This is a genomic window from Salinicoccus albus DSM 19776, from assembly GCF_000385175.1.
In the GTDB taxonomy this organism is placed as follows: Bacteria; Bacillota; Bacilli; order Staphylococcales; family Salinicoccaceae; genus Salinicoccus; species Salinicoccus albus.
Window position 1 is genome coordinate 84,337 of the sequence record NZ_ARQJ01000032.1, and the last position, 19,410, is coordinate 103,746.

A 19,410-nucleotide genomic window follows, 5' to 3' on the forward strand; every position below is an offset into this window, starting at 1 on the left:
ATTAAGCATCCTTCCGTAATGGCTCCAAATCATCTATGAATCCAGGATATGAATTATCAATCGCGGAAATGTCATCAATATCAATTTCAGTGTCAGTCACGATAGACAGTACAATGAGCATCATAATTATTCTGTGATCATGATACCCTTTCACTGTCGTGCCTTCTATTGCATTGACAGTGCTGGAGATTACTTTGAATCCATCTTTTTTTTCTTCAAATTCTATACCAAATTTGGAAAGCTCGTCTATAGTGGCACGTATCCTGTCTGTTTCCTTATATCTGAGCTCACCCGCGTCGCTCACTGTACATGGTTCATTCGAGAATGCAGCAAGCATGGCCAGTACCGGGATTTCATCAATCAGTCTTGGAATTATGTCTCCTGATATATTGAAACCTTTCAATCCGGGTGTATAGGAAGCTGTAATATTACCGATTGCCTCTCCTTCACCCGGCAGTTCCTCAATCTCAATATTTGCCCCCATCATTTTCAAAACATCCAGTATCCCGGAGCGTGTCGTGTTCAATGAAACATTTTCAACTGTAATTGAAGAACCTTTCTTCAGCACTGCTAATGCAATCGGAAATGCGGCTGAAGATATGTCGCCGGGGACGATGACCTCTGCCGGAGTCAGATCTTTTCCGCCCGTCACTGTGGCCCTGCCCTCTCCTGCATCTATTTCAGCACCGAATTGCTTCATCATTATTTCAGAATGGTTGCGGGAAGGTGAGGATTCGATGACTTCTGTTGTCCCCCAGGTGTTTAATCCGGCAAGCAGTATTGAACTTTTCACCTGCGCACTGGCTACAGGCATATGATAAGAAATTGGGCTGAGCACAGAAGGATGGATGACGACAGGCGGGTATCGGCTTTCTTTAAGTTTGATATCCGCCCCCATTTCAGAAAGCGGGGTTACGACACGATCCATCGGACGGTTATTGATGGAGGCATCCCCGCTGATTTCGGCATACAGACCGAGACCAGCGATCAGGCCGGTAATCAGACGGGTGGTCGTACCGGAGTTGCCTGTATAAAGGTGTGTGTGTGGAGATTTTAGTGACGAAGCGCCCCCGGATTCCACGACCCACTCATCCTCTTTTTCGGTAATTTTTGTACCCAATGCACGCATGCATTCGATAGTACGCAGGGTATCCTCGCTTCTGAGCGGCAGTTTAATTACAGTTCTGCCGTTTGCCAGTGCACCAAACATCAGCGAGCGGTGAGTGATCGACTTGTCTCCCGGTACACGCATTGTACCGTTGAAAGCATGATTCAAAAGATTTTTCATATGCTCTCCTTTATATCATTAATATATTTTCCGAGCGTTTCTTTTTCAATTTCTATGAATTTGGCTTCCCCAAATTCCTTAAGAATGACGTATCCCGCAGTCTGGGTGTTTTGATTTTTCTTATCTTTGGAAATAAGGGAAAGCATTTCCTCCGCATCAATGTCCTTAAGGATATCCATTGGATATCCAAGATTATCAAAGAAGCAGTAATAGTATGATAAATCAAATATTTCATATTGTTCCACCTGGTTGGAAATATGGAGCGCAGCATATATTCCGATTACAACTGCTATCCCATGCGGTATTTTATATTTATATTCAACAGCATGTCCGAGCGTATGCCCCAGATTGAGGTATTTTCGGATGTCCGATTCATTTTCATCTCTGTTCACATACTGCATTTTGGTTTCAATCCCGGAGATGACAAAAGGTTCGATGCGTCTTAAATCTATCCCATTGCGGGTCAATGCGACCAGATGATCAACTGTTTCCTGGTTTTTCAGCATTGCATGCTTGATCACTTCGCCGAAACCGCTCAGAATTTCAGAGTCAGGCAGCGTATTCAAGAATTCCAAGTCGTAAATGACCCCGGCCGGTCTGTAAAAAGCACCGATCAGATTTTTTCCATGTTTCGAATTAATTGCTGTTTTACCGCCGATTGAAGAGTCGTGGGCAAGCAGTGTAGTCGGGACATGGATATAGTCCAGCCCCCTCAGGACACATGAAGCGGCAAAACCACCGGCGTCCCCGGCTGCGCCTCCGCCGATAACAACAATCAAGTCATTTCTTTTGACGCCCTTAGCCAGCAGTGTTTCCAATAGATAATGAAACGCCTCGAATGATTTTGATGTCTCACCGCTCCCCATAAGAATGGGATGATCAATAAACGCCAGCATGCGTCCTTTGTGAAGTTCAAACACCTTTTCATCAATCAAGTAGTGCACCTGACTGTATCCGCCTGTATAAGCAGTGATGGAATCCTTCAGCATGCCTCTAGCCACTTCAATTGAATAATTACCGCTGTTGTAATCCGTACTGATTTTCATAATTATCAGTATGCTTTAATGCGTTTTTTATATTCTTTGACAGCATTCTTCAACTCATCCATATCATCATGCGGAAACTTGTCTAAAATCGCTCTGGCCACTTCTATGACCACCATATGTTCACACACCACAGAAGCGGCAGGCACTGCACATGAGTCACTGCGTTCAATCGTTGCTTTGAACGATTCTTTGGAATTGATATCTACACTGAGGAGCGGTTTATAAAGCGTAGGTATCGGCTTCATCACTGCTTTTACAACAATCGGCATGCCGGTTGTCATACCACCTTCAAAACCACCCAGGTTATTGGTGCGTCTGATATACCCTTCATCTTCATCGTACAGGATCTCATCCTGTACTTTTGAGCCTGGTGTTGAGGCTGCATCGAACCCTAAGCCAAACTCCACTCCTTTAAAGGCATTGATACTGACCACGCTGCCTGCAATTTTAGAATCAAGTTTTCTGTCATAGTGGACATGGCTCCCAAGGCCGGGTATTGGGTTTTCAACAATCACTTCAACGATGCCGCCGATGGAATCTCCATTTTTCTTAGCGTCATCAATCAGCTGCTCCGCTTCTTTGGTTTTTTCTTCAGAAACCATCCGTACTGAAGACTGGCTGCCGAATACTTTGATATCTTCCAGATTATATTGAGCATCATCCATGACGCTGCCAATCCGATTTACCCTGCTCGAAACACGAATGTCCAGTGCATGAAGAAGCTCTTTACACAATGCACCGACTGCCACACGCGCTGCTGTCTCCCGTGCAGAAGATCTTTCGAGGATATTTCGCAGATCTCTCACATTGTATTTCATGCCGCCGACAAGGTCCGCATGGCCGGGTCTTGGTTTTGTTACCACACGTCTCATGGAATCCAGCTCTTCCGGTGAGACAGGCTCAGCGCTCATGATTGTACTCCAATGTTTAAAGTCATCATTATTAAGTTCTATCATTATTGGACTGCCTAATGTTTTACCGTGCCGGATGCCGCTGCCAAAATTGAAAGTATCTTTTTCAATCTGCATGCGTCTTCCACGGCCGTAGCCGCCCTGCCGTCTTAATAATTCCTCTGTCATGCGCTGCTTGTCAATTTCCAGATTTGAAGGAAAGCCCTCTACGATCGCTGATAGTTTTGGTCCGTGCGATTCACCTGCTGTTAAAAATCTCATTTTAAAACACCTGCCCATTTCATGATATTAAAAAAAGCTGAGTTCCAGTACCCAGCCTCTGCCGTATTGTTCTAGTATATCCAGGAGCTGTTGATTAAATCGTAATCAATTACTTCTGATTCATCGAAAAAAAGGCCGATTTCCCTTTCTGCACTTTCAGGAGAATCTGAACCATGGATGATGTTTTTGCCGACTGTGAGACCAAAGTCACCGCGAATTGTTCCCGGATCAGCCTGTTGGGGATTTGTAGCACCAACAACCAGACGGGCAGTATCAATGACATTTTCACCTTCAAGTACCATGGCGAACACAGGACCTGCTGTGATAAAGTCAACAAGTTCTGAGTAGAAAGGCTTATCCTGATGTTCTTGATAATGTGTCTTTGCTAGCGAGTCAGAAACTTTCATTAATTTGGCTCCTGCAATTTTAAACCCTTTATTTTCCAGGCGTTCAACAATAGGTCCAATTAGATTTCTTTGTACGCCGTCCGGCTTGATCATTAAAAATGTCTTTTCCATTTTGAGTCTCCTTTTTGTGAATTCCTTACTATTCTAACATTATTAAATTTATAATTTCAATTTAATTCAGACGATTTGATAACTTTTCTGCAATTTGTACAAGGTAAGTTTTAATCGGTTCATCCACATCTTCTATCGCTTCAACTGCCTGTTTGAGATGCATATTGCTGATTTCTATCGATTTTTCTATAGTATCAGCATTCATGAGATCATCGATAAGGCTGCTCAGCAGTGAATGGTCATTTTTATAGGCGGTCAGTTTATCTTTGAACGCCGCGTCCCGGTCTCTGAGTAAAAGCACGGGCAGCGTGTAATGTCCGTTATCCAGATCTGAAAACTTAGGCTTTCCCAGCTGCTTTTCGTCACCGATGAAATCTAGACAATCATCAATGATCTGGAAGCTCATGCCGATGTGACGGCCATATTTCATCAATGCTTCTGTCGTATGATCTGAAACTTCAGCTGCATAGGCACCCATTCTGATGCTGAGTTCGATAAGGAGCGTGGTCTTATGATAAATTTTTTCGTAATAATCATCCAGTGTCTGGTCTGCATTGAATTGGTGATCAAACTGAAAAAGCTCACCGCTTACGATATCCTTCACAGCATGTGAGTATATTTCATGAAATGCCCTATGTTCTATACTGCTGACCAGGAGCAGTGACGTGGATAACAAATAATTTCCCGTATTCACAGCCTGGAGGTAGCCGTGTTTATAGTATACTGTAAGTTCTCCACGCCTCAAGCGGCTGTCATCGATAATATCATCATGAACCAGACTTGCCATATGGATCAATTCCAGGCTTGCGCTCGTTTTTATGATGTCATCGTATTTATCCGGATTGCCGAGCTTGCCGACCAGTAAAGTAAATGTCGGCCTGAGCTTTTTGCCGCCAGATTCAAACAGCTCATAGCTGCTGTCATTAACGGGGATCTCATTTGGATCCAAACTGCTTTTGATTAATTGTTTTACATCTTCAAATTCCTGATTAAGATACTCCCTGGCTGTTTTCACTTGGACCCCACCTGTCCGAGTGGTTTATAGGCAATGTGTGTCGCTGCTGTGCCCATTGTGTGGGAAATCATTTTAGTATTTGTGAAACCAGTGGATTTCACCAGGTCTTTTAACTCTGATTTGGAGAGGAAGCCGCTGGTCGATTCAAACAGCCATTCATACTCCTTTGTACTCCCTGCGACAAATCCGCCGAGTTTAGGCATTATTGAACCAAAATAAAAGTTAAAAGCGCTGCTAACAAGCTTATTTTCCGGATTGGAGGTCTCCAGAATCACAAGGACGCCGCCGGGTTTTAAAACCCTGTAAAATTCATCTATAGCACTTTTATAGCCGGGCAGATTGCGCAGACCAAACCCAATGGTTACAAAATCAAAAAGGCCGTCTTCAAATGGCATATCCATTGCATTGCCTTGAAGAAGTTCTATATTTTTATGATGTTTGGTCTTATCCTTTGCAATCTCAAGCATATTTTCACTGAAATCCAGACCGGTCACCTGTGCCCCCGGTGCTTTTTCTGCAAGTTGAATCGACCAGTCACCGGTGCCGCAGCATACGTCCAGAACCTGATGCCCTTTTTTGACAAACAGCTCTTTCATCGTCCTCTTTCTCCATACACTGTGCTGATTAAGGCTGATGATGTTGTTCATGCGGTCATAGTCATCAGATATGGTGTTAAATATCGTTTGTACTTTCTTTTCTTTATCCATAAAATTCACCTTTATCTTTGGGTTATGTACGGAAGAGTTGTGATATCAAGCTGTTCCATCTGCTGTTCAATAAGACTCTCCAGTCGGACACCTGTATATTTATGTTTTATGAGGTATAACAGCGGTGCATACAGAAGGTATTTAATTTCTTGGGGATCCGGGTTTTTACAGCTGAGGGCTATTTCAGATTTTCTGGAACTCAATGCTCTTGAAATGTTCATCATATCCCCAAGGACTTCATATTCCTCATTTGAGGATAAAAGTATATAAAAACGGCTGAATAAATAATCGCCGGCTAAAACATGAGGTTCTCTGTTTGTTTCATTTGGGGTTTGATCCAATAAGTTTAAAGCCTTGTTAAAAAGAAGAACGGCCTCATTTACGTGTTTTTGGCGGGCGATATTCTCATTAACAGAAAAGTATTCAAAAAATGGATCATTATGTATATCAAGCAGTTGAGCATTGACTCCCAGGTCTGCTTCAAGTTCTTCCTGTAGAGAATTCATGACAAATATCACCTTGTTATAAATTAATAGACCTAACCAAGTCGTTAGGCCTAATAATAATTAATTATTTAACTGCATCTTTAAGTGCTTTACCTGCTTTGAATGCAGGGACTTTAGATGCTGCAATCTCGATTTCTTCTCCAGATTGTGGGTTCCGCCCTTTTCTTGCTGAGCGTTCACGGACTTCGAAGTTGCCGAAGCCGATCAACTGTACCTTTTCACCTTTTTTCAAAGATTCCTGGATCGTGTTAAATACTGCGTCTACCGCAGCACCTGCTTCTTTTTTAGTAAGGTCAGCATCATCGCTGACTGCATTGACTAAGTCTGTCTTGTTCATCAGATCCACCTCCTTATATAACTATAATGACAATCTGCATTATCATTATGTTTTGACTTTAACACAGTGGTTTTTGAACTGCAACGGATTTCCCCATTTTCAGGGCAAAAAAGCCTTACGTATCGCTTTTGTGCTGGTTTGTCATGAAAATCGGGTTGTTTTCTTCATCAACTGTAATCTCGGGAGAATAAATTGGAACAATAGGTGTATATTCATACAGGACATGTCTGACATCTTCCCCTGTTTCAAATTCCAGGTCATTATCGTGGATGATTTTACCGATTTCTTCCCTGTAATCGATCAGAAATTGCTGGCCGCCATTATAAAAAACATTCAATGATGTGCCCGTATAGGGGCTTGTGACAACAGGATTTTCTGACAGATTATAATACTGGAGATCAAGCTGATAGACATTCGGTCCGACTTGTTCATCCAGCTCCACATGTTCACCCATCGCATCCAGACGGATGGTCAGTGATCTTATTTCATCAGTAAGAGTCAAATCAGCCAGCTTAACTTCTGGATCTTCTTCTGCATCGATGATGACATATTGATACTTCCCGCCCATTTCATAAGCATTTCCAGGGCGTTCACTCAAGTAGTCCGGCACTAATTGTTCAAAATCTATTTGGTATTGCAGATAATCCCTCTGATTTTCCACCGTTTTTATCGGGAGCAGGCCATCCGAGTCTTCCCGGTATTGTTCGACCGCGTTTTGTACCATCTGGATTTGTGATTCGTCAGAAATCTGGTTCTGGGCTTTCTCCTCCTCAGGGAGCATACATCCCGCTATGAATGGAATGAGAATGAAGAGTAGCGTTGTTTTAATACTACGCATGAGTGCTGCCTCCAAGTACCGGTATCATCAGAATGAAGGCAACGATTAATAATATCCATGCAGCAGCCGAGACGATGAAACTGAAAAATCTATTGTGGATTACATATCGTGCAACATAGATTAATACGGCAGCCATCGCCATTGCACCAATAGAATAAAAAGATATCCACATGAGGTTCATTCTTGATATATCAAACATAGTATCACTCTCTCGTCCATTCTTTGTATTGCTTCTCCAACACTTCTTTCAATTCATCTGTTTCCCCGGTTTTTTCACGCATCATCAATTTATAAAATGCTTCATCTTCACTGATTTCTTGGAAAAGATATTGATAAAGCACTTTAGTTATTGGCATTTCCACTTCATATTTGGCAGAAAGTTCATACGCTGCCTTAGTAGTGTTGACACCTTCCACAACCATGCCCATTAATTCCTGGGCTTCTTCCACACTCTTACCTTCAGCAAGCATGATGCCGCAACGGTAGTTTCTTGAATGCATGCTGGTTGCGGTCACGATCAGATCCCCCATGCCGGTGAGACCGAGGAAGGTTAATGGATTTGCTCCCATCCGTGTACCGAGACGGGCAATTTCCTGCAGTCCTCTTGTAATGATTGCAGCTTTTGCATTATCACCAAACTGCAGACCGTGCAGCACGCCAATCGCGAGGGCGATAATGTTTTTTAATGCGCCACCGATTTCAACACCTGTCATATCATCATTTCTATATACGCGGAAGTATTTATTCATAAAGACATCCTGGACAGTTTCCACGTTTTCTAAAGATTTAGATGCAGTGCTGACAGTTGTGGCTGATTTCCGGGCGACTTCCTCTGCGTGCGAAGGTCCGCTCAGCACACAGATATCTGAAACCGTCTCATCAGAAGTTTCATCAGCGATAATATCTGACACACACATGTGGGTGTTCAGTTCGAGCCCTTTTGCTACATGGACGAGCAGAATTTTTTTCTGGTTTTCTTTTAAAATGGAATGCAGGTTACTGGACATGGACCGGATGGCTTTTACAGGAACAGCAAGTACAATCATCTCACAATGTAATGCTGCTTCTGTTAGATTTGAAGTTGCTGTTATCACTGATGGCAGTTGAATGTCCCTGAGAAAACTTTTATTCGTTTTGTCAGTGTTGATTTCGTTAACCACCGATTCATTTCTTCCATACATCAGTACATCATGGTTATTATCTGAAAGCACCATTGCCAGGCTTGTTCCAAAGCTTCCTGTGCCAATGACAGAGATTTTCATGGGCATGCCCTCCTTAATTACGTTTTCTAGTAATGACATGAATGGGAGTACCGGTAAAATCAAAGGCACTTCTCAGCTGATTTTCAATATATCTCCGGTAGCTAAAATGCATTAATTCAACATCATTGACAAACAGGACGAATGTTGGCGGAGCAACACTGACCTGTGTGGCATAGAAGATTTTTAAACGTCTGCCTTTGTCAGTTGGTGTTGGATTCATGCTGACACTGTCAACGATCACTTCGTTGAGCGTACTCGATTGCACACGTTTTTTATGGGAATCATTGGCTAATCGGATCATGGGAAATACGGTGAGAAGCCGGGTCTTTTTTAAAGCGGAAACAAAAACGACAGGCGCATAATTCAGGAATTGAAATTCCTTTTTGATTTTTTTTTCAAAGTTTTTCATGGTCTTGTCATCTTTTTCTACTGCATCCCATTTGTTAACAAGGAAAATGACTGCCCTGCCCCCCTCGTGGGCAAGACCAGCGATTTTTTTGTCCTGTTCCAAAACACCTTCTTCGCCATTAATTACCATAAGTACAACATCCGAACGTTCTATTGCGCGGTTTGCCCTTAAAACAGAATACTTTTCTGTCGCTTCATAGACTTTTCCCCTTTTACGCATGCCGGCTGTGTCAATCAGTGTATATTCTTCATTATCATAAGTATATGGTGTATCAATGGCATCCCTAGTAGTGCCGCCAGTATCAGAGACGATGACTCTGTCCTCTCCTAAAATGGCATTAATCAGGCTTGATTTCCCCACATTAGGCCGTCCGATCAATGAAACCTTTACGGAAGTATCAATTTCCGTTTCCTTTTCCAGCGCATTGAAGTGTGCTGCCGATTCATCCAGTACATCGCCAAGTCCCAGGCCGTGTGAGCCTGATACAGGAAAAGGTTCTCCCAGTCCCAACTGATAGAATTCGTAAATCTCACTTCGCATTTCATAATTGTCGATTTTATTAACGGACAGTACTACCGGTTTTTTGGATTTTTGCAAGATGCGTGCAACAAGAAGATCATCCTCTGTCACACCTTCTTTCCCATTGGTGATCATCAGGATGACATCTGCTTCAAGGATGGCGATTTCAGCTTGCATTTTAATCTGTTCCTGCAGAGGCTCCCCTTTCAATTCTATACCGCCTGTATCAATGACATTAAACTCATAGTTCAACCAGTCACCTGCAGCATAGAGTCTGTCCCGGGTCACACCCGGTGTATCCTCCACAATGGCTTTCCTTTCTCCTATAATTCTATTGAACAGAGTGGATTTCCCAACATTTGGTCTCCCTACTACTGCGATGGTCGGTTTGTACATAGGTTCCCTCCTATTTTAAATTTATTTTAACACAAAAATAAAATAAAGAGCGATAAACATCGCCCTTTATTGAATCCAAATCATGTCATTTTTATAACAATTTAAATATCAAGATCTTTGAAACGATCTCCGAATACATCTCCGAGCGTGGGACCTTCATCCTGCGAATCATCACGGTAAACTTTTGGCTGATCTTCTGTCGATGCCGCAGTCTTTTCAGTTGTTTCCTTAATGGATAAAGAAATTTTTTCGGAGTCTTCATTAAGGGAAAGAATTTTGACATCGACAGTCTGACCTTCTTGCAGAGCATCTGATGGCACAGCCACATGATCATGGCTGATTTCAGATACGTGTACGAGGCCTTCAACGCCCGGCGTCACTTCGACAAAAGCACCGAAGTCCACAAGTCTTTTAACAGTGCCTTCAAGTACATCACCGGCAGAATATTCTTTTGCAAAGCCTTCGAATGGGCTTTCCTGTGCCTGTTTAAGTGACAGACTGATCCTTTCCTGCTCAGGGTCCACATCGAGAATCTTAACCTGGACCGTGTCACCGATGCTTACCGCATCTTCAACTTTTTCGACTCTCTGGTAGCTGAGCTCTGAAATGTGGGCCAGCCCATCCACTTCACCAAGGTTGATGAATGCGCCAAACGTTGTGATGCGTACAACTTCGCCTTCAATGATACTGCCGTTTTCAAGAGATTCAAGCTGTTTTTGCCTTTCTGCAGCCTTCTCGGATTCAACGATACGTTTTCTGTTGAGTATCACACGGTTTTTCTCCGGTTCGATGTCTTCGACTTTCACTTCAAGATCCTGTCCGTCGAATTGTTCCAGATCTTCAATGTAAGCATCTGACAGCAGAGATGCAGGGATGAAACCTCTTACACCAACGTCAATTACGAGTCCGGCTTTTACAACTTCCATCACTGTTCCTGTAATCGTCTCGTCATTATCTTTTGCCGATTGAAGAGAGTCATATGCATTAGATTCTTCGAGCTTTCTGATCGAAAGGATTACATTGTTGCGGTCTTGTTCATTTTCAACTTTAATCACAACACCTTCAATGGAATCATCTTCAGAGATGATTTCCTCCGGACGTTCAATCCTTTTGCTTGTAAGCTGACTGATAGGAACGATACCTTCAAAATCAGAGCCTTCAATATGAGCTTTGACGAATTTGTCCTCTATCTTATAGACAGTACCGCTGACAGTCTGTCCAACTTCGAATTCTGCCTGATGGGCTGCCTCATCTGCGACTTCATCAGATGCAGCCTGAGATTCCTCAGTAGGATCTCCGTTATTTTCTTCTGTTGAGCTTACTTCCTCATCATTGCCATGTTCCAGTGAAGATACATCTTCGCTGGTTTCAGGGGAATCCTGGTTGTCAGTAGAGATGTTGGTCTCTTCCTGATTTTCTTCGTTTTTAAAATTATCTGTCGTCATGTGCCTGCCTCCATTTACATTACTAAAAAGTATATATACCTAACTTCTTATAAATATATTGATTTGTCAAGTGATTATTCAGAAAATAAAAGAGTATTTATATTTTCTGTGATTTCCACGGTGATGTCTTTACGATTGTAACCCTCTGCTGTGAGTGCTTTTGTATCGATAGGTTTCCCGAATACTACGGTGATTCCTTTTTTTCGATTATAGCTGCCTTTTATGGCTGCCGGAACAATCTGTGCTTCAGATTTAACCGCCAGGAACCCTGCGCCCTGCTGCAGATCTTTGAGTTTTCCTGTATTGCTGCGTGAGCCTTCTGGAAACATAAGCATCATATTGCCGTCTTTCAGTACTTCTACGGATTTCTTCAAAGCAGCCCGGTCGCTTTTGCCTCTTTCGACTGGAAATGCGTTGAGATGACTGATCAAGTATCCAAGGACTGGAATTTTGAAAAGTTCAGATTTGGCAAAGAAAGACATCTCCCTGTCAACACTGATGCCAATCAGCGGCGGATCAAATTCTGAAATATGATTGCTGCATATGATCACCGGTCCCTCTTTGGGGATGCGGTCCTTGCCAATCACATTTATCTTGTATCTTGCATGATAAAACCTTTTTACAGCTCCCCTGGCAATCTTATAGAACATCAATTACTCTCCCTTCAGTATTTCTTCAGCCATGCGGACGATTTTGTCTTCAACCTCTTTTATGCTCATGTGGCTGGTATCGAGAAGTATTGCATCAGCAGCTTTTTTAAGTGGCGAGATATCCCTGTTCATATCCAGGTCATCACGCCGGATGATCTGCTGCACAAGCGTTGAAAGCTCGACATCAATCCCTCTTTGATTTTCATCCTTCAGCCTGCGCTTTGCCCTGATTTCGGGAGAAGCTTTCATGTAAACCTTAAGTTCGGCTTCGGGCAGTACTGTTGTGCCTATGTCTCTGCCATCCATAACCACCCCTTTTTCATCTGCTATGACTCTCTGCATTTTTACAAGATATTCTCTTACAGCGCTGATGCTTGATATTTCACTGACATTGGCTGTAACGTCCCGGGAACGGATCTTTTCTGAAATATCTGTGCCATTCAGGAAAATCGCACGGTTCGTGTCATTGGAAAATCTGATATCCAGTCCATCCAGATGATCAAGCGCCTCTCTGCCGTTATTTAATACATGTAAAGTGATTGCACGGTACATCGCGCCCGTATCAATGTAGATATATTGCAGACGTTCCGCGATGCGTTTTGAAATTGTGCTCTTTCCTGCCGCTGCAGGACCGTCGATCGCAATGTTGATATTCTTTGTCATATAAACCCGCCTTGTTGAATGTTCCAGTTTATTCTATCATATATTTAAATGAATCGTTTAGGAGGAAGCAGTGTGCAGAAAAAAATATTAGCAATTCATACCGGCGGTACAATCAGCATGTCTTCAGCCGGCGGCCTGGTGACTGAGAGTAATGAAAATCCTGTATCAATAGGCGGTGCAATAGATCTGAATATCACCTTGGAAGAAAGATACCCGGTGAAAAAACCTTCCCCGCACATCACACTGAACGATATGCTGATTGTAAAAGATACCATCCTTGATGAAAAGGATGATTTTGATGGATTTGTGATTACACATGGCACTGATACTTTGGAAGAAACTGCATATTTTCTGGATCTGACGCTGAATCTGCCGCATCCAGTCATTGTTACCGGTGCCATGCGGCCGTTTGACGAAATCGGATCTGACGGTCTGTACAACTATATTTCAAGCCTCCGAGCCGCCCGGAATGAACAATCATATCATCGTGGTGTACTCATTGTCTTTAATGATGAAATACATACTGCAAGGAATGTAACCAAGACGCACACATCAAATATAGCCACATTCCAGAGTCCGAACCATGGACCCATCGGATTTTTAACGAAGGATGATATACAGTATCATCATCAGATCAATCCCCAGAATCTATTCGTCAAAGCAGATATTTATTGTAAAGTTGGTCTGGTTAAAGCACATTCCGATATGGACGGCACGCTGTTTGATGCCTTTTTGGCCGCTGGTTACGATGGTATTGTTGTCGAAGCGCTCGGTCAGGGCAACATCCCTCCGGATGCCCTCGGTGGCCTGCAGCGCATATTGGACCGGCAGCTGCCTGTAGTACTTGTGTCCCGCGCCTTCAACGGAATCGTCGGGAGCTATTACGATTATGAAGGCGGCGGCCATGACCTCTCAGAACGCGGAGTTATATTTTCAAACGGACTCAACGGCCAGAAAGCCAGGATCAAATTACTGCTCGCCCTCTCTGACGGTTTGGGATACGGCGATATAAAAGAAGTATTCAAACATTAAAAAGCTCCCGGACGGGAGCTTTTATGATTCCTTTTCCTTCCTGAAAATATCATCCGCTATCCTGACGCCATGAAATCTGCCGTTTTCAATAAATATCGTATTGGCATCATTACCGGCAGCAATTACGCCCGCGATATACAGACCATTGACATTGGTTTCCATTGTCCCGGGATTATGATACGGCGCTGTGCCGAATTCATTTTCATTTAACTCGATACCAAGTGATTGCAAAAACCGGTAATCCGGGCGGTACCCAATCATGGCAAATACATGATCATTGACAATTTCAAATGTTTCTCCATTTTTTTCAAGTACAACACTGTCATTTTTGATATCCTTAACATCAGTGCTGAAGTGCATATTGATTTTCTCATGTTTGACGAGTGAATCAAATTGGGGCAGCACCCACGGTTTAACACTTTGGGAATATGCATCCTGACGGTATACAACCGTCACGTTGCTATCAGCTTTTTCAAGTTCGATCGCTGCATCCACACTGGAATTTTTACCGCCGATAATGAGCACATTCTGGTTGAAAAAGGGATGTGCCTCTTTAAAGTAGTGAGAGACCTTGGCCTTGTGTTCCCCCGGAACGTTCAATGCATTCGGCTGACCGTAATAGCCGGTAGCGATGATCAAATATTTACAGCTGTACCTGCCTTTTGAAGATTCCAGTATGAATCTGCTGTTTTCCTTTCTGCCTGAGGTGACCTCTTCATAGGTGTTGATGTTGAGATCAAAATGTTTGACGGCTTCCCTGTAATAGACAAGCGCCTGATTTCGCTTCGGCTTATGGGCTTCGGTGATGAATGGAAAGTCACCAATGGAAAGCTTTTCACTTGATGAGAAAAATGTCTGGTGTGTCGGATAATTAAATATTGCCTGTGCGATGTTTCCTTTTTCTATAACCAGGTAATCCAGTCCATTTTTTTCAAGTTCTATCGCAGCTGATAAACCGCATGGACCGGCACCTACAATAATCGTTTCGATGTGTTTCATTGATAGCACCTTTCTACTGTGGTATAACTAATTCCTCGCCGACGGTCAGAGCATCACTGCTGATACCACCGTTGGCCTCTCTGATCCTGTCGACATTTTCAGAGGTGCCGCTGCCATAATAGCGGATCGCAATCCTGTATAAATTATCTTCGGCACTCACCACATGTGATACGGCATCTCCAGTGCTTTCTCCAGTCTGTTCCTCGGCAGGCTGCTCAGTTGTTTCTTCTTCTGGGGATTCTTGAGTTACCTCTTCAGTACTTTCTTCCTCAGTACTTTCTTCCTCGGTGTTTTCTTCGTCTGAAGATTCGCTGTCATTGGTGCTGCTGCCGGATTCTTTGTCAGCGATTGCTGATTCTGAAGCATCCTCCAGTTCATCCTGCTCTTCCTCTGAATATTCAACCTGTACATCCCCGGTGCCTAAATCATTGCCTGAATTTGAATTTCCGGAGTCTTCGCCGCCGCTGTCCTCACTGCCACTGTCCTCGGGCTGATCTTCATCGGAATGGGATTCAGCGAGTTCACGCTCCATCTCTGCTTTCTGTTCCTGCATATCTTCATCCACGTTTTCAGAGGTATTTTCTTCTGATGCTGCTTCCTCTGATGTTGATTCTTCATCTCCGCCCCCTGCGATCTGTCCTTCAGTTCCGGTGTCGGACGGCCAGAAGTTGGATGTGATCATTGCAAAGAGCATGATCGTAATCGGGAGTATGATGATGCCGCCGATGATGATGGGTACAATGTTTTTCTTTTTTCCACCGTTTGCATCAGTGCTGTCCTGGCTGACTTCAGCTGTATTATCATCATTTGTCTGTCTGTTTCTTATCTCGGACAGCTTTGTTTTTGATACATTCAATTCCTCTTTCAGACGGTTTCTGTAAGCGGATAGTCTGCCTGCAAAAAAAGCTTTTGCCCTGCCCAGTTTCTCCTTATTCACATAACCCGTCACTCTTTGGCCAATATTTTTAAAAGGCGTTGTTTTTTCTTTGTTTTGCTTTTCTTTTTTTTCCTGTTTTGGACGGTGGCGGGCAGCCCGTGTCATGACAGGTTCTTTATCTTCTGTGGAATTTTCGGATTTATCACTATTATTTTCGTGAGCATCATCTGTCTCTTTTTGAGCACGTTTATGTTCTAAATCTTTGTAAAAATCGTCCTTCATAGACATTCTCCTCAAACAGTATGTTATTGATTAATTATATTACGTTTTCATTACAATTTAAAGAGATAACAGACTCAGTATCATTCAGATGGTTGATTATTTCATACATATAGATGCATTTCATTGAAATAAATAGCATTTGATCTTAAAATTATATGGAAGTAATTTTGCGAGGTGAAATTTGAGCTTGAGAAAATATACCATTGTTGACCAGGATACCTGTATTGCATGCGGCGCCTGCGGAGCTGCGGCTCCGGATATATACGACTATGACGATGATGGCATTGCTTATGTCATACTGGATGATAACGCAGGAACGGCTGCTGTGCCTGAAAAATTGCAAGAAGCCCTGGAAGATGCATTCGATGGATGTCCTACAGATTCTATAAAAGTTGAAACAGAGCCATTTGATGGTGATCCATTCAAATTTGAATAAATTTTAAAACCGAGGCTGAATGCCCCGGTTTTACTTGTCATAATACAGATTTTTCAGCTTTGGCAGCAGTTTAATATAAATCAGATATGCCACCAGTGATACTATAATACCTTTTACAATATTGAACGGAATAATGCCTGCAGTGACCACTGTCCTGATATTGGCAATCAAATCGGTATGGTCGATGATCAAACCGTACATTGGCAGCAGTATAAAGTAATTCAGCACTGCCATCATCAATGTCAGCGACAGTGTGCCTGCTGCGAAACCAATCAGTAATGATTTTCGGCTCTGGTATTTCATATAGACGAAATATATCGGCAGAAGCAGTGCGAAAGCTGCAAGCATATTTGCCAGCGGACCGACGGGCTCACTAGCCATCAGCAGTCCGAACAGGACAATTTTCAAAATGATGACCAGTGAACCTGCAGCACCTCCGAGCAGCATGAATCCTATAAATGCCGGTATATCAGATAGATCCACTGTCAAAAAAGGCGGCAGAAATGGAAGCGGAAACTGAATAAGCATAAGAATGAAAGACAGTGCGCCGAGGATGCTTATGATGATCAGCCGTGTTAACTTATTTTGTTTCATAATTCTCATCCCTCTGCATTTGATTTGGGCAGTATGACACGGAATGTCGTTCCTTCGCCGTACTCGCTTTCAAGTTCGATTGTGCCATTATGTCTGTGAATGATGCTTCGTACAATATAAAGACCGAGGCCGGTGCCGTGTTTACCGCGTGTCCTTGATTCATCCACTTTATAGAACCTCTCAAACACTCTCTCCCGGTGCTCCGGCATAATACCGGTCCCGGTATCCGAGATTTCAATCACTTTGAAGTGACCGCTGTCTCTTGCCAGAATGCTGATACGGTCTCCTTCTGAAGTATAGCGAATCGCATTATCCACAAGGTTTGTCAGTACCTGATCCAATTTATCATAATCGAAGTCAAAGACCGGGTCAATGCCTCCGATATCCACTAAGAAATCAATATCGTTATCATCCATTTCCTTTCTGAGTCTTGATTTCAGCTTATCCAAAAGCACACCGAGGTCATTTTCCCCAATATTGAAAAAGTCTGACCTGCTGTCCATTCTGGCTATGGTAATCAATTCGTTGACCATCGTATTCATACGATCGGACTCATCTTTAATGATACCTGCCATTTCTCTGACTTCTTTTGGATCTGTCACGATTTCATCCTGAAGCGCTTCAGAGTACCCGCTCAGCATGACCATCGGTGTCTTAAGTTCGTGGGACACATTGGCGATAAATTCTGAACGCATTTTTTCTGTATTTACTTCCTGCGTAATGTCACGTATCAGTAATATTACACCAAAGTGTTCACTGTCCTTTTCGACAGGCGTATAAGCAAACTGCAGATGCCGGTCATTGATCTCTACCCGTTCTACGGCAGAAGCTTTTGTTTCTGCGACATCTTTTATATCTTTGTTCAGAGTATCAAATTTATCTTTTTCATTTTGGGCGGAATCGTAAAGGAGATTACCTTTTCTGTTACTGTAGATCAGACTGGCATCGCTGTCGAAGTACAGGACCCCTTCATTCATCGAAGTGAAAATCTGTTCCCTCAGATTCCTTTCATGGACAATCTGATTGATATTATTTTGTATGTCATTGTTCATTTTATTGAAGGCGAGCGTCAGCTCACCGATTTCGTCCCTGTTTTTCACTTCCAGGGTATTATAGTCTCCTCGGGCAGTTTTAAAGGCAGAGTCTTTCAGCCGGATCAAAGGTCTGGTTATTCTGCTGATGAGAAAGAAAGCAAATGATGTGGTAATCAGGAACAGGACCAATGCGCTGCCGACAATAATCATAGTGACTGCAGCCATGGACTCATTGATATCTTCCAAATCACTGTACTTAATGACTGCAGCATCACTGGCGAAATAATCGCTCAGATCGGATACTTTAGCCATATAGCTATGGTCGTTAATATTATCCAGAATATAGGTATTTCCTTCACTGCCGCTGTCCATCACCCGTTGGAAAACTGCCCTGTCAGTTGCAGACTGCCGGGAGAGCATCTGTCCGTCATAGTAGACGATCAGATTTTCTTCCCGCAGCAGACTGGTATTCAAATCCTCAATATCATGTTCTGCCAGTATGTTTTCTTCGGCTCTTGTTATTTCTTCCTCAAGCAGTGTCTCTGTTGAATTCAACATATAATTTCTGAAGTATAAACTTAGAATTACAGATAATATAATTAAAACTGTAGTCACTATCAATATGATAGTCAACCACAGTTTCATCACCACACTGTTTAACTTCTTCATTATTCATTAACCTCAAATTTATAACCGATGCCCCATACAGTATGAATCATTTCACTGGCCTCCGGAGAGACTTTGTAGAGTTTTTCCCTGAGCCTTTTGACATGGGTATCCACTGTCCTTAGGTCACCGTAGAAGTCATAGTGCCAAACCTCCTTGAGCAGCACTTCCCGATCGAAGACTTTGTCAGGACTTTTTGCTAAAAAGAGCAGCAGTTCGTATTCTTTCGGCGTGAGATTCACTTTGACCTCATTGGCAAGTACCCTATGGGCATCATTGTCAATGACAAGATGGTCATAGGCGATGACATCTTTCGCTGTAGCATCGGCTTCTATGAATGCAGTTTCCGATGACCGTTTTAAAATGGCCTTTACCCTGAGGACGACTTCCCGTGGTGAAAATGGTTTGACGATGTAATCATCTGCGCCAACTTCGAAACCTTCCACACGGTTGTTCTCCTCTCCTTTTGCAGTGAGCATGATGATTGGTGTGGACTTTTGCTTCCTCAGTTGTTTGGCAACTTCAATCCCGTCCACTTTCGGCATCATAAGGTCGAGCAGGATACAGTGGAAATCCTGCCCCATGGCCAAATCAAGCGCCTCCTGTCCATCAGCGGCCTCAACAGTTTCATAGCCTTCCCGTACCAAATACATATTTAATAATTTTCTAATGCGTTCTTCGTCATCAACGATGAGTATCTTTTCAGCCATACAAACCCT

22 protein-coding genes are annotated in these 19,410 nt (G+C 43.0%); 2 read left to right on the forward strand and 20 right to left on the reverse strand.

The genetic code is table 11. The annotated features are described in order from the left end of the window. Position 1 precedes the first annotated feature (1 nt). From aroA to cmk, 15 genes are all read right to left on the reverse strand, one after another. Positions 2–1,288, reverse strand: coding sequence for a 3-phosphoshikimate 1-carboxyvinyltransferase (aroA, locus tag G343_RS0111710; RefSeq protein ID WP_020008338.1), 1,287 nt, complete (start codon positions 1,286–1,288; stop codon positions 2–4). Next, positions 1,285–2,334, reverse strand: coding sequence for a 3-dehydroquinate synthase (locus G343_RS0111715; RefSeq protein WP_026366384.1), 1,050 nt, complete (start codon positions 2,332–2,334; stop codon positions 1,285–1,287). The genes aroA and G343_RS0111715 overlap by 4 nt, the downstream gene beginning before the upstream one ends. 5 nt (positions 2,335–2,339) lie before the next feature. After that, positions 2,340–3,506, reverse strand: coding sequence for a chorismate synthase (aroC, locus tag G343_RS0111720; protein WP_020008340.1), 1,167 nt, complete (start codon positions 3,504–3,506; stop codon positions 2,340–2,342). A gap of 71 nt (positions 3,507–3,577) precedes the next feature. Further along, positions 3,578–4,024 carry a nucleoside-diphosphate kinase gene (ndk, locus tag G343_RS0111725; RefSeq protein ID WP_020008341.1) on the reverse strand — a complete coding sequence of 149 codons (447 nt, stop codon included), beginning with the start codon at positions 4,022–4,024 and terminating at the stop codon, positions 3,578–3,580. A gap of 61 nt (positions 4,025–4,085) precedes the next feature. Then, positions 4,086–5,039 (reverse strand): polyprenyl synthetase family protein, encoded by a 954-nt coding sequence (locus G343_RS0111730; protein WP_020008342.1) that lies wholly within the window; start codon positions 5,037–5,039, stop codon positions 4,086–4,088. Beyond that, positions 5,036–5,746, reverse strand: a complete 711-nt coding sequence (locus tag G343_RS0111735; protein WP_020008343.1) for a demethylmenaquinone methyltransferase — start codon at positions 5,744–5,746, stop codon at positions 5,036–5,038. Before G343_RS0111735 ends, G343_RS0111730 begins: the two co-directional genes overlap by 4 nt. An 11-nt stretch (positions 5,747–5,757) precedes the next feature. Next, positions 5,758–6,252, reverse strand: coding sequence for a hypothetical protein (locus G343_RS0111740; protein ID WP_020008344.1), 495 nt, complete (start codon positions 6,250–6,252; stop codon positions 5,758–5,760). A gap of 64 nt (positions 6,253–6,316) precedes the next feature. Beyond that, the gene (locus G343_RS0111745) at positions 6,317–6,589 is read right to left on the reverse strand and encodes an HU family DNA-binding protein (protein WP_020008345.1); all 273 of its coding nucleotides are present in this window, start codon (positions 6,587–6,589) and stop codon (positions 6,317–6,319) included. Between the two features lie 115 nt (positions 6,590–6,704). Next, entirely contained in the window at positions 6,705–7,427 is a 723-nt protein-coding gene (locus G343_RS0111750; protein WP_020008346.1) for a hypothetical protein, read from the reverse strand. Further along, positions 7,420–7,626 carry a DUF2768 domain-containing protein gene (locus G343_RS0111755; protein WP_020008347.1) on the reverse strand — a complete coding sequence of 69 codons (207 nt, stop codon included), beginning with the start codon at positions 7,624–7,626 and terminating at the stop codon, positions 7,420–7,422. Before G343_RS0111755 ends, G343_RS0111750 begins: the two co-directional genes overlap by 8 nt. 4 nt (positions 7,627–7,630) lie before the next feature. Then, positions 7,631–8,689, reverse strand: a complete 1,059-nt coding sequence (locus G343_RS0111760) for an NAD(P)H-dependent glycerol-3-phosphate dehydrogenase (RefSeq protein WP_020008348.1) — start codon at positions 8,687–8,689, stop codon at positions 7,631–7,633. Between the two features lie 13 nt (positions 8,690–8,702). Continuing rightward, positions 8,703–10,013, reverse strand: a complete 1,311-nt coding sequence (gene der / locus G343_RS0111765; protein WP_020008349.1) for a ribosome biogenesis GTPase Der — start codon at positions 10,011–10,013, stop codon at positions 8,703–8,705. Positions 10,014–10,114: 101 nt separating this feature from the next. Further along, positions 10,115–11,458, reverse strand: coding sequence for a 30S ribosomal protein S1 (rpsA, locus tag G343_RS0111770; protein WP_020008350.1), 1,344 nt, complete (start codon positions 11,456–11,458; stop codon positions 10,115–10,117). Positions 11,459–11,532: 74 nt separating this feature from the next. Further along, entirely contained in the window at positions 11,533–12,108 is a 576-nt protein-coding gene (locus G343_RS0111775; protein ID WP_020008351.1) for a lysophospholipid acyltransferase family protein, read from the reverse strand. 3 nt (positions 12,109–12,111) lie between these two features. Then, positions 12,112–12,771 carry a (d)CMP kinase gene (gene cmk, locus G343_RS0111780; RefSeq protein ID WP_020008352.1) on the reverse strand — a complete coding sequence of 220 codons (660 nt, stop codon included), beginning with the start codon at positions 12,769–12,771 and terminating at the stop codon, positions 12,112–12,114. A 48-nt stretch (positions 12,772–12,819) separates the two neighbouring features. Here cmk and G343_RS0111785 point away from each other — a divergent pair, with 48 nt between their 5' ends. After that, on the forward strand, positions 12,820–13,803 hold the full coding sequence (locus G343_RS0111785) for an asparaginase (protein ID WP_033426616.1): 984 nt from the start codon (positions 12,820–12,822) through the stop codon (positions 13,801–13,803). 21 nt (positions 13,804–13,824) lie between these two features. On the opposite strand, the gene G343_RS0111790 is transcribed toward G343_RS0111785, so the two are convergent. Further along, the gene (locus G343_RS0111790; protein WP_020008354.1) at positions 13,825–14,802 is read right to left on the reverse strand and encodes a YpdA family putative bacillithiol disulfide reductase; all 978 of its coding nucleotides are present in this window, start codon (positions 14,800–14,802) and stop codon (positions 13,825–13,827) included. 13 nt (positions 14,803–14,815) lie between these two features. Continuing rightward, a complete protein-coding gene (locus G343_RS0111795) occupies positions 14,816–15,961 on the reverse strand; it encodes a LysM peptidoglycan-binding domain-containing protein (protein ID WP_020008355.1) in 1,146 nt (381 codons plus the stop codon). 187 nt (positions 15,962–16,148) lie between these two features. Here G343_RS0111795 and G343_RS0111800 point away from each other — a divergent pair, with 187 nt between their 5' ends. Next, positions 16,149–16,397 carry a ferredoxin gene (locus G343_RS0111800; RefSeq protein WP_020008356.1) on the forward strand — a complete coding sequence of 83 codons (249 nt, stop codon included), beginning with the start codon at positions 16,149–16,151 and terminating at the stop codon, positions 16,395–16,397. A gap of 30 nt (positions 16,398–16,427) precedes the next feature. Here G343_RS0111800 and G343_RS0111805 read toward each other — a convergent pair whose 3' ends face one another. The 3 genes from G343_RS0111805 to G343_RS0111815 are packed head-to-tail and all read right to left on the reverse strand — an operon-like array spanning position 16,428 to position 19,401. Further along, on the reverse strand, positions 16,428–16,991 hold the full coding sequence (locus tag G343_RS0111805) for an ECF transporter S component (protein WP_020008357.1): 564 nt from the start codon (positions 16,989–16,991) through the stop codon (positions 16,428–16,430). A 5-nt stretch (positions 16,992–16,996) separates the two neighbouring features. Next, positions 16,997–18,694, reverse strand: a complete 1,698-nt coding sequence (locus G343_RS0111810; RefSeq protein WP_020008358.1) for a sensor histidine kinase — start codon at positions 18,692–18,694, stop codon at positions 16,997–16,999. Beyond that, the gene (locus G343_RS0111815; RefSeq protein WP_020008359.1) at positions 18,694–19,401 is read right to left on the reverse strand and encodes a response regulator; all 708 of its coding nucleotides are present in this window, start codon (positions 19,399–19,401) and stop codon (positions 18,694–18,696) included. Before G343_RS0111815 ends, G343_RS0111810 begins: the two co-directional genes overlap by 1 nt. Positions 19,402–19,410: the final 9 nt, after the last annotated feature.

Coding starts and splice junctions, on each gene's coding strand:
- aroC (WP_020008340.1), bottom strand. CDS start 3,506: ATGAGATTTTTAACAGCAGGTGAATCGCACGGACCAAAACTATCAGCG.
- G343_RS0111810 (WP_020008358.1), bottom strand. CDS start 18,694: ATGAAGAAGTTAAACAGTGTGGTGATGAAACTGTGGTTGACTATCATA.
- ndk (WP_020008341.1), bottom strand. CDS start 4,024: ATGGAAAAGACATTTTTAATGATCAAGCCGGACGGCGTACAAAGAAAT.
- G343_RS0111715 (WP_026366384.1), bottom strand. CDS start 2,334: ATGAAAATCAGTACGGATTACAACAGCGGTAATTATTCAATTGAAGTG.
- G343_RS0111735 (WP_020008343.1), bottom strand. CDS start 5,746: ATGGATAAAGAAAAGAAAGTACAAACGATATTTAACACCATATCTGAT.
- rpsA (WP_020008350.1), bottom strand. CDS start 11,458: ATGACGACAGATAATTTTAAAAACGAAGAAAATCAGGAAGAGACCAAC.
- G343_RS0111805 (WP_020008357.1), bottom strand. CDS start 16,991: ATGAAACAAAATAAGTTAACACGGCTGATCATCATAAGCATCCTCGGC.
- G343_RS0111795 (WP_020008355.1), bottom strand. CDS start 15,961: ATGAAGGACGATTTTTACAAAGATTTAGAACATAAACGTGCTCAAAAA.
- G343_RS0111740 (WP_020008344.1), bottom strand. CDS start 6,252: ATGAATTCTCTACAGGAAGAACTTGAAGCAGACCTGGGAGTCAATGCT.
- G343_RS0111745 (WP_020008345.1), bottom strand. CDS start 6,589: ATGAACAAGACAGACTTAGTCAATGCAGTCAGCGATGATGCTGACCTT.
- cmk (WP_020008352.1), bottom strand. CDS start 12,771: ATGACAAAGAATATCAACATTGCGATCGACGGTCCTGCAGCGGCAGGA.
- G343_RS0111760 (WP_020008348.1), bottom strand. CDS start 8,689: ATGAAAATCTCTGTCATTGGCACAGGAAGCTTTGGAACAAGCCTGGCA.
- G343_RS0111785 (WP_033426616.1), top strand. CDS start 12,820: ATGAATCGTTTAGGAGGAAGCAGTGTGCAGAAAAAAATATTAGCAATT.
- G343_RS0111815 (WP_020008359.1), bottom strand. CDS start 19,401: ATGGCTGAAAAGATACTCATCGTTGATGACGAAGAACGCATTAGAAAA.
- G343_RS0111755 (WP_020008347.1), bottom strand. CDS start 7,626: ATGTTTGATATATCAAGAATGAACCTCATGTGGATATCTTTTTATTCT.
- G343_RS0111790 (WP_020008354.1), bottom strand. CDS start 14,802: ATGAAACACATCGAAACGATTATTGTAGGTGCCGGTCCATGCGGTTTA.
- G343_RS0111775 (WP_020008351.1), bottom strand. CDS start 12,108: ATGTTCTATAAGATTGCCAGGGGAGCTGTAAAAAGGTTTTATCATGCA.
- aroA (WP_020008338.1), bottom strand. CDS start 1,288: ATGAAAAATCTTTTGAATCATGCTTTCAACGGTACAATGCGTGTACCG.
- der (WP_020008349.1), bottom strand. CDS start 10,013: ATGTACAAACCGACCATCGCAGTAGTAGGGAGACCAAATGTTGGGAAA.
- G343_RS0111750 (WP_020008346.1), bottom strand. CDS start 7,427: ATGCGTAGTATTAAAACAACGCTACTCTTCATTCTCATTCCATTCATA.